Annotated in this window: 16 protein-coding genes and 1 pseudogene; 5 read left to right on the top strand and 12 right to left on the bottom strand. The window is 48.2% G+C overall.

Annotated elements, in window-relative coordinates; genetic code table 11:
- The first annotated feature begins 82 nt into the window (after positions 1 to 82).
- Entirely contained in the window at positions 83 to 1,015 is a 933-nt protein-coding gene (locus ABEW73_RS28780) for an L-lactate dehydrogenase (RefSeq protein ID WP_430171748.1), read from the top strand.
- 87 nt (positions 1,016 to 1,102) lie between these two features.
- Here the strand turns inward: ABEW73_RS28780 and ABEW73_RS28775 are convergent, their stop codons facing one another.
- Positions 1,103 to 1,690 (bottom strand): LysE family transporter, encoded by a 588-nt coding sequence (locus tag ABEW73_RS28775; protein WP_430171749.1) that lies wholly within the window; start codon positions 1,688 to 1,690, stop codon positions 1,103 to 1,105.
- 128 nt (positions 1,691 to 1,818) lie between these two features.
- Between ABEW73_RS28775 and ABEW73_RS28770 the strand changes: the two genes are divergently transcribed.
- Entirely contained in the window at positions 1,819 to 2,376 is a 558-nt protein-coding gene (locus ABEW73_RS28770) for a helix-turn-helix domain-containing protein (RefSeq protein WP_430171751.1), read from the top strand.
- 79 nt (positions 2,377 to 2,455) lie between these two features.
- Here ABEW73_RS28770 and ABEW73_RS28765 read toward each other — a convergent pair whose 3' ends face one another.
- Genes ABEW73_RS28765 through ABEW73_RS28745 form a run of 5 tightly spaced genes read right to left on the bottom strand, consistent with a single transcriptional unit; the run spans position 2,456 to position 7,074 of the window.
- Positions 2,456 to 3,232: an ABC transporter permease gene (locus ABEW73_RS28765; RefSeq protein WP_430171752.1), complete on the bottom strand. Its 777-nt coding sequence runs from the start codon at positions 3,230 to 3,232 to the stop codon at positions 2,456 to 2,458.
- A gap of 16 nt (positions 3,233 to 3,248) precedes the next feature.
- A complete protein-coding gene (locus ABEW73_RS28760) occupies positions 3,249 to 4,028 on the bottom strand; it encodes an ABC transporter ATP-binding protein (RefSeq protein WP_430171754.1) in 780 nt (259 codons plus the stop codon).
- A gap of 13 nt (positions 4,029 to 4,041) precedes the next feature.
- On the bottom strand, positions 4,042 to 5,055 hold the full coding sequence (locus ABEW73_RS28755) for an ABC transporter substrate-binding protein (protein ID WP_430171756.1): 1,014 nt from the start codon (positions 5,053 to 5,055) through the stop codon (positions 4,042 to 4,044).
- Entirely contained in the window at positions 5,048 to 6,502 is a 1,455-nt protein-coding gene (locus ABEW73_RS28750) for an aryl-sulfate sulfotransferase (RefSeq protein WP_430171758.1), read from the bottom strand. Before ABEW73_RS28750 ends, ABEW73_RS28755 begins: the two co-directional genes overlap by 8 nt.
- A gap of 29 nt (positions 6,503 to 6,531) precedes the next feature.
- Positions 6,532 to 7,074 (bottom strand): MarR family winged helix-turn-helix transcriptional regulator, encoded by a 543-nt coding sequence (locus tag ABEW73_RS28745; protein WP_430171759.1) that lies wholly within the window; start codon positions 7,072 to 7,074, stop codon positions 6,532 to 6,534.
- 405 nt (positions 7,075 to 7,479) lie between these two features.
- Between ABEW73_RS28745 and ABEW73_RS28740 the strand changes: the two genes are divergently transcribed.
- The gene (locus ABEW73_RS28740) at positions 7,480 to 8,601 is read left to right on the top strand and encodes a DUF4261 domain-containing protein (RefSeq protein ID WP_430171761.1); all 1,122 of its coding nucleotides are present in this window, start codon (positions 7,480 to 7,482) and stop codon (positions 8,599 to 8,601) included.
- 151 nt (positions 8,602 to 8,752) lie between these two features.
- Here ABEW73_RS28740 and ABEW73_RS28735 read toward each other — a convergent pair whose 3' ends face one another.
- From ABEW73_RS28735 to ABEW73_RS28710, 6 genes are all read right to left on the bottom strand, one after another.
- On the bottom strand, positions 8,753 to 9,490 hold the full coding sequence (locus tag ABEW73_RS28735; protein WP_430171763.1) for an ABC transporter permease: 738 nt from the start codon (positions 9,488 to 9,490) through the stop codon (positions 8,753 to 8,755).
- Positions 9,487 to 10,218: an ABC transporter ATP-binding protein gene (locus tag ABEW73_RS28730; protein WP_430171785.1), complete on the bottom strand. Its 732-nt coding sequence runs from the start codon at positions 10,216 to 10,218 to the stop codon at positions 9,487 to 9,489. Before ABEW73_RS28730 ends, ABEW73_RS28735 begins: the two co-directional genes overlap by 4 nt.
- The gene (locus tag ABEW73_RS28725; RefSeq protein ID WP_430171765.1) at positions 10,218 to 10,658 is read right to left on the bottom strand and encodes a helix-turn-helix domain-containing protein; all 441 of its coding nucleotides are present in this window, start codon (positions 10,656 to 10,658) and stop codon (positions 10,218 to 10,220) included. The genes ABEW73_RS28730 and ABEW73_RS28725 overlap by 1 nt, the downstream gene beginning before the upstream one ends.
- Positions 10,659 to 10,824: 166 nt before the next feature.
- A complete protein-coding gene (yedF, locus tag ABEW73_RS28720; RefSeq protein WP_015735163.1) occupies positions 10,825 to 11,052 on the bottom strand; it encodes a sulfurtransferase-like selenium metabolism protein YedF in 228 nt (75 codons plus the stop codon).
- Positions 11,042 to 12,196: a selenium metabolism membrane protein YedE/FdhT gene (gene yedE, locus ABEW73_RS28715; RefSeq protein ID WP_430171787.1), complete on the bottom strand. Its 1,155-nt coding sequence runs from the start codon at positions 12,194 to 12,196 to the stop codon at positions 11,042 to 11,044. The genes yedF and yedE overlap by 11 nt, the downstream gene beginning before the upstream one ends.
- Before the next feature lie 245 nt (positions 12,197 to 12,441).
- Complete coding sequence (locus tag ABEW73_RS28710) at positions 12,442 to 12,942, bottom strand: DinB family protein (RefSeq protein WP_430171766.1); 501 nt, start codon at positions 12,940 to 12,942, stop codon at positions 12,442 to 12,444.
- A 192-nt stretch (positions 12,943 to 13,134) separates the two neighbouring features.
- Here ABEW73_RS28710 and ABEW73_RS28705 point away from each other — a divergent pair.
- Positions 13,135 to 13,654, top strand: a pseudogene (locus tag ABEW73_RS28705) (PhnE/PtxC family ABC transporter permease); the annotation flags it as partial.
- A 76-nt stretch (positions 13,655 to 13,730) separates the two neighbouring features.
- Positions 13,731 to 13,913, top strand: coding sequence for a DUF2524 domain-containing protein (locus ABEW73_RS28700; RefSeq protein ID WP_430171768.1), 183 nt, complete (start codon positions 13,731 to 13,733; stop codon positions 13,911 to 13,913).
- The last annotated feature ends 323 nt before the right edge of the window (positions 13,914 to 14,236 follow it).

The following is a 14,236-nucleotide window of genomic DNA, read 5'->3' as shown; positions in this document are numbered from 1 at the left end:
TCGCGCAGCCAAATAGGGTAAGTCATTAGAAGTACAACCATTCACCAAATTCATTAACTCAGTACAAGGGAGAGAAATACTTATGACAAAAAATGAAGCTCAGCGCCCGTCCCGCGTGGTGATCATCGGTACAGGAGCTGTAGGAGCAACGACTGCGTACACCTTATTCTTGCGTGAGAGAGTATCTGAACTGGTCTTAATCGATGCGAACCATGAGAAAGCTCTTGGCGAAGCCTTGGATATGAATCACGGCCTCCCCTTTGCCGGAGGCGTGAAGCTTTGGGCTGGAGATTACAGCGATTGCAAGGATGCAGACATCATTGTCATTGCCGCAGGCTCCAACCAAAGACCGGGCGAGACCCGAATTGATTTATTGAAGCGCAATACGGCGATATTTGACGACATTATCCAAAATATCGTGAAATACAATGATCATGGCATCATCCTTGTGGCTACGAATCCGGTTGATATACTGTCTTACGTCACGTTGAAGAAGAGCAACTTCCCGGTCAATCGCGTAATCGGTTCCGGTACCTTGCTGGATAGCGCCCGTTTCCGGTATTTGATCGGACAAAACAAAGGCATTAATCCGCGCAGCATTCACGCGCATATCGTCGGGGAACACGGCGATTCCGAGCTCCCGCTTTGGAGCATTGCCAACATCGCAGGGATCGGGATCGATCTGACAGACGGCGAAAAAGAGGATATTTTCGACCGCACCAAGAATGCGGCTTATGAAATCATTAACGCCAAGGGCTCCACTTCTTATGCAATCGCCTTGGCGCTCGATCGGATCATCGTCTCCATTTTGCAAAACGAAGGTTCCGTTCTCAATGTATCCACGCTGCTCACGGACTACCACGGTGTGTCCGATGTGTACTTAGGCGTACCATGTGTGGTTGATCGTACAGGGGTTCGGGAAATTCTGAATCTTGAGTTAAATGACGAGGAACTAAACCAGTTCCATGCATCCGCTAACAAACTGAAAGAGCAAATCTCCAAAATTTTCGAATAAAACAAGGCAAGGCTTTCCGAATGAGTGATTCGGGAAGCCTTGTTCTTTTCGTTCAAGCGTCGATGACACCACGATGAAGCGAGTGTATCAGTTGGCGGCATAAATAGAAAATGCGCTGTACAGCAGAAGCAATCCCATCGATATATTAAACGGGCGCTCATATCGGGACAACAAATGCTGGAACAGCGAACCGAACAACGCCCAGGTCATGTTGGCACACATGCCGACGATCGTGAGCAAGAACGAGTATGATAACAGCTGCGCATGGGACGTAGAGATCGGCATGACGAAGGTCGATATGGCCGTAATCCCGTATAAAATAACCTTCGGATTCATGAACTGAAAGATGAATCCGAAATAAAAGGTATTGAATCCACGCGCCTCATCATCAGCACGTTGCGGCTTGCTCTGCATGATTTTAATGGCAAGATAGATCAGGTACAGGCATCCGATGATATTCATAACAAACCTAATCTTCGGGATGAATGGATATAATACCAGATTGAAATAGCTGGACAACAACATAATGACCAAGCATCCAGCCGCTACCCCTCCGATAAAGCGCATTGTTCTTTTAAATCCGTGGCTCCGTGCATTCGTCATCGAAATAATATTGTTGGGGCCGGGCGTAAATGACGCGACAATGGCATACGTCAACAGCGGAAGGATAAACAAGCTCATAACTCCTTTCTTGTTTGTATGTTATAGTGATTGTAAGCGGTCGTTATAGCGACCGTGCGTTATCATCATACATTATGTATGTTATAACGCACAATATGTACAGTATAGAGGTGAACCATCATTTGAAGCCCATCAATCTGATATTGGCGAACAATTTAAAGATGTTCAGGGAGCAGCGAAAGCTGAGTTTGGATAAAGTCGCGGAAATGACCGGCATCAGCAAGACGATGCTGGGACAGATCGAACGCGGGGAATCGAGCCCCTCCATAACCACCGTATGGAAGATTGCCAACGGATTAAAACTTTCTTTTTCATCGTTGATCAATGAGCCGCATTCCGAAACTGTCGTCGTATCAAGGGAAGAGGTACAGGCACTGGTTGAGGATAACGGCCGGATTCGAATTCATCCGTATTTTCCGTATGAGGACGGACGCCGCTTCGAGATGTATTCATTAGAAATGGAACAAGGCGGTTATTTAAGTGCAGAGGCCCATATCGAGGGGACGGAAGAGTTTATTACCGTTTTCGAAGGTGAGGTCACCATTCGTGTCGATCATGAGGAATATACGGTAAATCAAGGGGAATCCATACGCTTCAAGGCAGACAAACCTCATGTTTATCACAATTCCGGGGATTCCCTGAACCGGTTAAGCATGGTGATCCATTATTCCGGATCATGATGTCGGCGGAAGAACAGCAACAGCACCCTTTTCATGAAGGGTGCTGTTGCTGTTTAGATGCATTTTTATTTTTAACGTTTTACCGACGCAGTGAATTTGTACTGACTACCCCGTAACGGGACAACAACTTGCGACCGAGCAGACCCACGGCACGGTCCGTTATAAACCCCATCAAACCCAGACAAATCAATCCGACAAAAATCCAATCCGTACGGAAGAACAAACGTGAATTCCAGATCAGATACCCCACGCCTTCATTGGACGCGATCATCTCTGCCCCGATAATTGCCATGAACGAGGTACCCATGGCAAGCCGGATGCCGGTGAACATAAAAGGGACCGTCGCAGGAATGATGACATGCTGCACAATCTGCCATTCGGATGCTCCCATGCTGCGGGCGGAGCGAATCTTATCCTCTTCCACGGCTAAGACGCCCGTCAACGTATTTAATACCACAATGAAGAAAGTTGCATACAGAATAAGCATAACTTTCGATGTTTCCCCGATACCGAACCAGACCAGAAACAAGGTGATGAAGGCAATCGGCGGGATGAACCGGATGAAATTGAGGAAAGGTTCGGCGAAAGCGCGAATCGGCCCGACCTTTCCGATGATGAGTCCGACCGGAATCGCAATCAGACTGCCGAGGGTCCAGCCGAGCAGCACCCGGTACGAACTGATCCCGATATATTGAATCAGGGTGCCATCCGTCAACAATTCGTATCCGCCTTTGGCGGTATAGATAGGACCTGGCAGAATTTCAGGCCCATACGCAAGGGAAAGCAACTGCCAGACGACAAGGCCGGCGATCCACAGCAGGATATGAAGCGACCATTTCTTAATTTTCTTGCTCATGGGTCTTCCTTCCTCTCTACTCGTCGAAATGCGATTGGATTTGGTTATACAGCGCATGGAAAGCCGGATCTGATAAATCTCTCGGGTAAGCCAGAGGCACCTCGTAGATATCCGTTATTTTCGAGGAGGGTCCCGCTGACATGATGCCGATACGTCCTCCCAGTAGGAGAGCTTCCTGAATATCGTGCGTCACGAAGATGACGGTTTTGTCGGTGTCCTGCCATATGCGTACCAACTCCCTCTGCATGGTCCGCCTTGTCATCGCATCCAATGCGCCGAACGGTTCATCCATGAGCAGAATCGCCGGGTCATTGGACAGTACCCTTGCCAGCTGTACCCGCTGTTTCATACCGCCTGACAGTTCCCGTGGATATTTGCTCTCATGCCCCGCAAGACCTACTAGCGAAATAAACTGGTTGGATATGTCCTTTCGCTTCGCGGCAGGTATGCGTTTCATGCGAAGTCCAAATTCCACATTTTCTCTTACGGTCAGCCATGGGAACAAGGAGGAATCCGCTTGCTGGAATACCACGGCGCGATCCTGTCCCGGACGCTCTACTTCCTTCTCGCCTACTCTCACCTGACCCGACGTCTTGGATACAAAACCGGCAATCAAACTAAGCAGCGTCGACTTACCGCACCCGCTTGGACCCAGAAGAACAAAGAACTCGCCGCCTTTTACCGCCAGATTGACGTCCTGGATAATATAGTGCAAGTCACCTGCCGAGGGTTGCTGTGTGTAGCTTTTATTCAACTGTTCAATATGGATTTCATTCTGCCTTGACGCTGCTCTCATCGTCTTCATCTCCTCACTTCAATTCAATGACTCGATCCGGGAATGCTTCTCTCACCAAATCCAGATTCAATTTCTCTTTCAGTTCGAAATCCTTCTCGATGATGCCGTTATCCACCATATATTCCTTCTGACCCTGTAATCCTTCGTAAGCTTTATTCGTAAAACCTATGTTCCATGGATTCTTCGGCAGATCCTTTAGGGTCGCTTCTCTCGGCTGCTTGACTTCTTCATACATCAGGTCCGCCGTTTCCTCCGGATGCGCCTGGGCATAAGCTGACGCATCATCCAGCGCTTTCAGAAGCGCTACGAAACCTTTCTCGTTGCTGTTGATCAATTCATTCGAAGCGATCAATCCAGTACCAAGCCTTACCGGTGTCTTGGACATATCCGACAATTCTTTGGCTTCGGTAAGCGCGCCGAACTTCTCGTTCAGCACTGCCCCATATACCCAGGCGGCGTCGATGTCGCCTTTTTTAAGCGCCACATATGCCTCGTCGAAACCTCCCTGTCCGATCAGCTCCACATCCGACAACGCAACTCCGTGATCAGCTAAATAAACATCCCATAGATAAGGGATGAACGTGCCTCTTGAGAAACTTAACTTTTTACCCTTGAGATCGGCAGCACTCCCGATCTCTTTACGAACGAACAGCTTCCATTCGCTCGCACTTAAATCCGTTGCTGTACCGGATGAAGCGAAGATGGAGTAATCGCCTTTGCTGACAGCGTTCAGGAGCGGGAAGTCCGCTCCGAATGCAACGTCTACCTGTTTGATGAATAAGGAGTTTACGCCTTCGGCCGGCGTAGCGAAGTTAACCAATTCGGCATCAATTCCGTGTTTGTCGAAGAAACCCTTGTCTTTCGCCACACGAAACACGGTATTGGTGGAAATATCCGCGATCTTAAGTTTGAGCCGACTCCCCTGCTGCTCCCCCGAAGCATTGCCACACCCGCTTAGCATACTAATAGTGAGAATCACCGACAGAAACCAAAAACTCCATTGCTTCACAGATTGGTTTCTACTCATCGCGATCCCTTTCTTTATGCACAACTTCATCCGTTCTGGCCACGCAAAGCGCGCCCTCACCATATGAGATTGTGCCTTCTACTTCCACGCTCGTAACGGCACCTCTCGGCGCAGCCCCCGGCAGGCGGTAATCGGCAACATCAAGCGGAGCAATCTCCGTCTCAACGGGCAATTCAAGCTGAGGTACCCACTCATAAGGAACCCGGTATGCGCGATAGACCATGTTGGAGTTGCGGCTGTTTTTATAAGGCGAAATGTATTCCCACACCAGCTCGAATTCTCGTGTCACTTCGAATATTCGCCCATCCGCCCCTTCGGTGATCAAGGTGTTGCCGCTCGGAAGCCGCTGAGCCGAGCTGATATACGGGCTGTAAAAACGGTAAGAGTCAAGCGGAGCCTGGAATCCGGCTTCCGTCGGCGTATATTGCCACTCGATCTCTAAAGTAACGGGGTTGATTTCAAGGATGCGCGAATGGTCACGCCGAGCTATTTTCAAACCATCCCCCGCTTCCGGATTCGGCTTTCCGTAACCGCCCCAGCCACCGTTATCAAAGATCAGAATGTTGCCTTCGCCCGGCAGGCCCTGTGGAATGAGATGGGCATGATGCTGGCCGATAATCCAGCCGATATGCTTCGTTTCCTCCGTGGAATAATCGGGTCCTAGCTTCCAGACGATATTCCCGTTTTTTTTATCAATGATGGCAATAATATTCGTCTCCCTAGCATCCCAGATAATATTGTCGGGGTGGAAGCGTTCGTCCCCTGCATCATAGAATCTGTTAGGCCCGAGCACCGATGCCGAATTAATGTGCATCCAGTCCCCCGCATGAGCTCCAAAGCCGCGGGTATTCGGATCACGGGATAATGCGAGCTTCGCATCCTCATCAAATCCGAGTTCATCAAAGTGATCGCTAACGGCCCATTCCCACACTACATTCCCTTCCCAATCCACTTCGATAATGGTGTCATCCAATAGCTCGATGTCGGATATCTCGGGACGCTTCACGTTCTTGTGGGCCAGAATGAGCGTATTGCCCGAATCTACCTTCGGATCTTGCCCCGGAACATAATAACCGACGGGATTGCCTTCCCGCTGATAGTCATGATGCTGACGTGCCATCCACTGCGGCGGATGCCCCGGATCCTCTATGTATTCATAACGGTCAAATTTCCAGACGATATTGCCGTCCCAGTCGACCTGCACCAGATTGGTCTCATCCTGAAACCCGTATTTCGGATCGCGCTCTGATGTGCTGCCAAGCACGTAACCACCCGGAAACAGCTTGTTGGGAAATCCTCGAAGCCCTTTCCACAAGTGAACCTCTCTTCCATTCATGTCTATGAGGAGAGCTCCTCTATCCGCTGCTTGATATATCGTGTAACCGTTCCAAGTCTTCTCCGGGTTATATACCGTTGTACCTGTTGGATAAATCGTCGGATGTCCCATCGTACACAACTTCCTTTCAAATCTGAATTTTAGTAAGAAATAAATGCGCTCGAACGTTTCATGGAACCGCGATTATCTTGAGCATTTACTTCATGGGGTTTGGCGGATAATGCGGACTGTCGAAGCACGGAATCCGAGAAACCTTCAAGATGTTCATGGAGCCGTTTAAAATAATGAATCTGTTCCCTGAGCTCGTCATGCGAGAATGCACCAAAGATGAGCTCAATCATGTACCCGCCAACATTTTCGTTACGCCGCAGCATCTCTCTTCCTGCTTCCGTAATGTCTAAGGCAATCGCTCTCCGGTCTGTTTTGCTTCGCCTTCTGATCGCGAACCCGGAAGTCTCCAGCTTGTCGCATATCGCCGTTACAGCTCCGGATGTGAAATCGAGCTGTTCCGCCAGCTCGCCAAGCCTCTGCTCGCCATCCCGGAATATCGTGTTGAGAATCAACAAGCCTGGCAGTGAGGTGCCTTCTACCGAAATTTTGTCACGCTCTTTGACAAACCTGCGAACCACCTTACGAAAATGCCAATCGGCCTCCTCCAATAAATCCCAATCCTTCTCTTCCATGTCGCTCCTCTCTCGGGTCATGAACCTCCGTATGCCGGTCCTTATCTGCCACAGCTAACTCTTGAAAATACAGAAAGGCCCCCATCTACTCTTTCGTCGTATTAACGACAAAACGAGTAAACAGGAGCCTTTGGTGGACCAATCGGCTGACCTTATCGTTCAATGCTAAGATAATGAATGATTATTTAATGATGACTGAAGCGTAATGCCTGTGGCCAGATTAAACCAATTAATGCCACCTGTCAAGTGGGATTTATTCCTCTATGGTTGATATTTTAGAATACGGCAGTCGAAAAACGTTCCCTCATCGCCTAATATTTCACTTTTTGCTAGTATTGCTGAACTCAATAAAAGTTGGTAGAATACAACAGTTATACTATCGAGCTTATATAAGGAGAGGAACACATGACAGCTCAACAGCAAGCGGCCCAGGATTCAATGATCGAATGGCTGGCAAATGAACGAGAGCTCGGCCATAAGCCCAGCAAAATCGAATTAGCGGGAGAATTTGATCTCCACGATATGCATTATTATATATTCAAATATAAGAAGACTCTATTTGGCAAATGGCTGGTCGGCGTATGTGGCGGTTATGAAAGTCCCTCAGACACCGAGCATTGTGGACATGTATTTAGTGAGATGCAGCCATATCATCCTGCCACTGCGGAACAGGAAGCTGTAGCCATGGTTAACATGATTCGTGAGTATTGGATGAAGCAGGCCGCGCTATATGAGGCAGGGGAAACTCCAGAGGATAACCCGATGGACTCCAATGAATCATCCGGGATATTTAACGGCTTCGTTCTGTTGAACTCTACGGAATGCGACCTGGAACAGATCAAAGCAAACCTTCTGCACGATTGGAATATTTCCTATTCCCCAGTGGATAGCAGCTCCGGAGAGGAGAAGGAAGGAATTCTCGTCTTTGAGGCAGACGGCTGCATGGTCGCGGTCAGCTTCGTTGATGCTCCGGTACCGGATGGCGAGGCTGAGCATTACGCGCAAGGGAACTACCTGTGGCCAGAGGCTGCGGAGGTAACCAAAACCCATGTCAGCCAGCTTATTCTGGCTGTGTTTTCGCGTACCGCTTCCCCGCTTGATAGCGGCAGAATATACACCAAACTGGCGGCCAGCTGTTTGAAATTGCCCAATGCCGTCGGGCTCTATTCATCCGGCACGGTATTTCAGCCCGAGCTCTTTGTGGAAATGGCTGAAACCATGAAGTCCGATGATCTATTTCCGCTGTTAAATCTGGTATACTTCGGACTCGTTCGTACGGAATCGGGGATCAATGGATATACATATGGACTCAGAGCCTTTGGTAAAGACGAGATCGAGGTGCTGGACAGCCAGGTGACACCTGCCGAGCTTCGTGAATTCCTTATGGATATTTCTTTATATATCGTTGAACAGAACGTCACTCTAAGGGACGGGGAAACCATCGGCTTTTCGGCTGAGCATAAGCTGCCGATTACGCGTTCCGAGGGTGTATATCTTCATGGTGACACGCTTAAAATCAAGTACTGATTCATGTGATCTTCCCCAATAAAAAGGCTCTCCAAGTCATTCAAAATAACTTGGAGAGCCTTTCTAACTCTACAGCCCGTAAGCTTACCGAGAGATCCATTAATTGTTCTCGTTGTATCATAGGGTCGTCCCCTCTTCATGAGTCCATCCTCTAATCGTTGTCACCACTCATTTTCTTCCTGAACGCGACAATGGCTACGACCATGATAACAGCGGAATATCCAATCACCCACCACAGGTGAGGTAAGATCGAAGCGTATTCTCCTGAAATGGCGGCTCTTCCCGCATCAACCGCATGAGCAAAGGGAAGAACATACGCAATCTCTTTAAACCAACCGCCGACAAGATTCAGATCAAACCAAGTGCCGCTGAGCCATGCGCTAAGATTCGTCAATAGCGCCCCACATATACCGCTTACCTGCTTTTCATTAAATATACTGCCTACCAGCAGCCCGATTCCTATAAACAGAACAGCGGTTGGAAGGAGCACAAGAACGGAGAGCAGAACATTCAACGTTACTTGTAATCCCAAAAAGAATGCGGCAGCAAAAGTTATGGCAACTTGGAGAATTGCCATCGGAATTAATGGTAATGTGTATCCCACGATATAATCCGGTGCTGTTAGCGGACCCGTATATAGTCTCATCAAAAATGATGAGCTCCTATCTTTCGCTATGAGCATTCCAGAGAAAAGTGAAATGAAGGAGAACCCGAACACGGCAACGCCCGGAACAAGATGATCAATGACAAATAGTTCAATTTCAATATTCTGTTGAAGGGCTGAGAGAAGTAACAGTATCACCAATGGGAAGCCGATGCCAAATGCTAAATTCAGCGGATCTCTAACCATTTCTTTGCGGTTTCGTGTGGCAAATGCTGTTGATCTCATCCTGTTGCCTCCTCTAATGCAGCTAAAAATACAAATGCATCTTCAAGTGTTGGTGTGTTTGTCTTTGCTGTTAATTCTGCTGCAGTTCCAACTGCCTTTAATCTCCCTTTCGACATAATCCCGATTCGATCCGAAAGCGCTTCTGCCTCCTCCATATGGTGAGTTGTCAGAATGATGGTGATTTTTCCCTTGAGTTGTTTAATAGCTGTCCAAAGCTGCCGTCTCGCGATGACATCCAGTCCCAGTGTGGGTTCGTCTAGGAAAAGGATCGAAGGGTTCGAAATCAGGGCCATTGCAATACTAAGTCGTCTTTGCATTCCTCCTGATAGCGTTCTTGCTTTATCTTGAGCCACCTCACGAAGACTAAAGGTATCCAGCATTTCTTCCACCTTAACGGCTATAGTTGGACTCTCAAATCCGTAAACTTTAGCAATAAACTCAAGATTCTCTTTCACAGACAAATTCCGAGCAACAGCCGTTTCCTGAGGTGACACATTAATCTTTTCTTTTACTGCATACGGATTGGCGACGATACTGTCTCCTAACAGAGCGGCGTCGCCGCTGCTCGGCTTACTGAGGCAGGTTAGCATCTTGATCGTTGTCGTCTTTCCTGCACCATTCACGCCAAGCAGTGCAAACAGCTCGCCTTGCTCGATCTGAAGGTTAAGCGAACCCACCGCGGTTTTGGTTTTGTATCTTTTTGATAAATTCATCGTTTGAATGGCAATCACTCATCTTCCTCCTCGTATGTCTGCGCATTTAATATATCCTCCGCAAACTGCAATAGGCCTTCGCTTTTCATAATGGCAATTCCCTTCTGCGCCTCATCACCCAGAACCAGCAGGCTATCACCGGGACGTATATCTAATATTTCCCTGGCTTTTTTGGGAATTACGATCTGTCCACGTTCCCCGACCCGTACCATTCCAAAAATATGTTTTCCCTTCGGCCGAAGGCCGATTTCTGAATGCTTATCGGAATAATGGACCAGATCATCCAATACCACGCCATACAGATCCGCGAGAGCTGTACAATGCTGAATATCCGGTACAGTCTCTCCATTTTCCCACTTCGCAACAGCTTGTCTTGACACGCCGATCTTTTCGGCAACTTCTTCTTGGGTGAATCGGTGCATTTTTCGCAATTTCTTCAAATTCATATGTATCATATTGATCACTTCCTTTTTTCTCATTATAAAGTCATTATCCAAGCAAACCACCAATCAAGGATAACATTCCATGTTGCTTTCAGTTGCCGCAGAACAGCCTCACACAAAAAAGCCCCCCTGTCAGAATGTCAGAAGGGAGGCCTTTTACGCGATTATGAGAATAGCATTACGCCTGAATAAACAGGCTGAATTCCTGGCCGTTTTTGACCGGCTCCTGTGCCATGGTGTAGCCGTGTTTTACGACTTCCTCCGGCACGTTGCGAAAAGCGGACGGACAGTCCGAAATGACCTGAAGCGTTTGTCCTTTTTTCATATCACGGAGCGTTTCAAGTGTGTAGATGACCGGGTATGGGCAAGATTCCCCCCGGAGGTCCAGTGTGAAATCAACGGACATGGGTTGCATCCCCTTTCTTGAATCCTACGCCGAAGCGGTAGTTTTTTTGCCAGTATGCGGCGATAGCGAATCCGCCCCCGAGTACGAGCAGCGTAACAATCAATGCAGCCGCCGGACCCATGACGGTGATCAGGTTGATTGGCGAGCCGCTCTTCACGAGTAAGTTAAATACCCCCATATGATCCCATGCATATGCCAAAGCGGTTGCGCCTATAATGTTGCCGATAAACACGGGTAAAAAGACAACTTGTCCCTCCATCAGCCGGTACATCATGCCGGTTTCGCAGCCGCCGGCCATGACAATACCCAGGCCGAAGAGCAATCCGCCGATAAAGGTACTGGGCGCGGCAATTTTCGTAATCGGGTCCAGACCGTATACAAGAATAACGATAAGCGTAGCGACAGAGCTGACTGCCATGCCGACAGCAATCGCTTTTGTCATCGTCGCCCGGCCGCTGATCCACAAATCGCGGAAAGCGGAAGTAAAGCAGATCTGCCCCCGTTCGATCAGAATGCCGAATGCCGCTCCGAAAAGGGCGGCTGTCCCCAGCATTGTGCGGCCAGTTACATAGAAGTATACGATCAGCGCGATGTACGCAAGACCTAACACAGCCCCCAGTAGAGGTTGCCGGCTCTTACCCGATTTAACGGACGGCATTGTACCGCCCATTTTCAGAACGGGTTTCCCTTTCCACCATCTTGTGTTCACCAGCCGAGCACCCAAGAATGTGCCCGCGCCAGTAGCAACGATAAAGATCCAGGAATGAAGGGAGAATTGAGGCACGCCGGTAAAAAAGGCTGCGAGATTGCAGCCCAGAGCCAGCCGGGCTCCGAAGCCCGCGATGATTCCGCCGGCAAATCCCTGAACGTACCGCCGTTTCTGTCTCGGCATTCGGATCTTGAAATTGCTGCTCAACAGAATCGTAATGAGGGCTCCGATAAACATGCCCCATACGATCCATCCGTCGGTCCGCGTCCATGTCGTTCCGTCCATATGGACGAGGTCGAAATACGCCCAATCCGAAATGTCCACCCCGATGAATTCCAGAATATGCCCTCCGAGACGGGTAAACTCACCGGTTACAGCCCATACCGTATGGGTGATTCCGAAGTAGACCGCGCTGAGAATACCGGCCAGAGCCATAACCAGATAAGGACTCCAATAACTTCCGAACCATGTTGAATATAACTTTTTCACTTGCTCGATAACTCCTCTTCCGCTAAAATCACGACACTAATCTATGAGAAAACCCACAAATTCCATTGTACTATAAAAACTGCAAGGCGGGGATGAAATTTGTTCATGAACATCCATCGTCAAACAAAAAAGCCGCGATTGTTCGCGACTTTGAATGCATGTATGTTTTTTTCTCCGAGCTTTATTCATGTTTAAAGTGGCGGATTTTCTACTCCCATTTGTACCCACCCTTCTTTTGAAGGTCCATATACCGCAGGAATATTTAACCCCGCCTGACGCATAAGAACGGTAATCTGTCCTCTATGATGAGCAATATGCTTAATCAATCCCATAAAGATAGTAGCATTTGATTCCTCACGTCCAAAGGCATTCTGAATTTGTTTTAAAGTATCATCCGTCCATTGTGCTTCAAGAGCTGTTGCTACTTCCGAGCTTATTTTTCTAAAGGTCTCGGCGATTTGGTTCGCGGAGGGTACTTCATCCGAATCTTGTACCTGATCGAGAACAAGCCCGAATTCAGTCAAGTATTCAGGGGTATTCGTTACGAAATGCCAAGCAATTCTCCCCAGCGTCCTGCCTTCAGGATAGACTTGCTGCCGTAATGATTCATCCGTCAAACTGTCTAACACCTTTTGCGTTAATTCTGCTTCTCTCTTCCATTCTGTAATAAAATCTGAAACGGTTATATACATGTTTAGTTCATCCCTTCTTATCATTCAATATTTGATGAAAATCGTTACTTCTCTTCCCCCTACTATGAAAAAGAATGTAAGATGATCATCCTTAGCTCAATCATAACTGCTAATAGTGACAAGGATTGTCATAATTATATTTTTCCAACCTCGGCAAGTCGGCGCCATTATATTTCAGCCTGCTGACTCTAGATCCTGGGGACGATCATCTCGGCTGTCATCTGTATCCCATTCGCTTTTTGGGCCGCGGCCAACATGACCGGGTCCATATTCGCCTCCGGATCAGGCAAAGTGTGCTCAGCCTCATCCGTGTTTTTCCTGAGATCGTAATGGCGCTATTGTCATTAAGGCGGTGGGCCCCGGCTCTTTTGCAGGCGTGCTGGCACTCGGTCTGCATTCAGTAGGCATGCTCGGTAAACTGTTCTCCGAAGCGCTGATCGCTGCTGGTGCGACTAGGCTGCAAATTGTCCGGTTAGCCGTTGTGCCACAGGTACTGCCCGGTTTTTTGTCGTACATCCTCTACCGCTTCGAAATCAACCTTCGCTCCGCCACCATCCTCGGCGTCATCGGCGCAGGTGGCATCGGGACACCGCTTATTTTCGCGCTGAGCTCACGGAATTGGGACCGCGTCGGCATTATTTTGCTCGGGATTATCGTTATGATTACTTTAACCGACTTGATTTCCGGCGCGATTCGAAAAAAGCTTGTTTAACCGAAGCCGTGAATAACTTTGGAAGTATCCTCCATACTAGTGAAGAACAACACCATACAACCAGGGAGGAACCATGATGCTCGACAATCTGGAAAGCGAGTACGACTGCGCGAAAGCCAGCGACGATCTCCATCAGCTCAAGCAAGAGCTTGCCGCTCTGCGGGAACAAGGTGCTGAAGACAAGGAAACACAGGAACAACTCAACCGATTGGAGAATCAAATCTCCTTCATTATGAACAAGTGCGATATTAACCATTAACGTTCAATCTACCCTGTTATTCGAGATCTGTAATGCTCTCGCCATTAAGTAATATGACGTAATTGATTTTGAATGGCATTGGACTTCGGAAATCTCCATGATTTTAAAAAACCCGTATCCGTGAAGGATACGAGTTTTTTAGTTTTGCTATTACAGTGATTGCCGACTGAAAGCCCACGGTTTTAATCGTAGGATGAAAGACGGCTTTGCCAGAACATCCCTTCATGGGATGGGAAGGGCAAACACATAGCACGTGTGCGTGTGTGCTTTTCTTTTTGTTTAAATGTTGCAGTTTCATAGTTAAACTGATACAATTGTTTTAT

Source organism: Paenibacillus lautus (assembly GCF_050482385.1).
GTDB classification, from domain to species: domain Bacteria; phylum Bacillota; class Bacilli; order Paenibacillales; family Paenibacillaceae; genus Paenibacillus_AQ; species Paenibacillus_AQ lautus_B.
The sequence above is the reverse complement of the archived record's forward strand: the minus strand, read 5'-3'. Positions and strand labels throughout refer to the sequence as shown.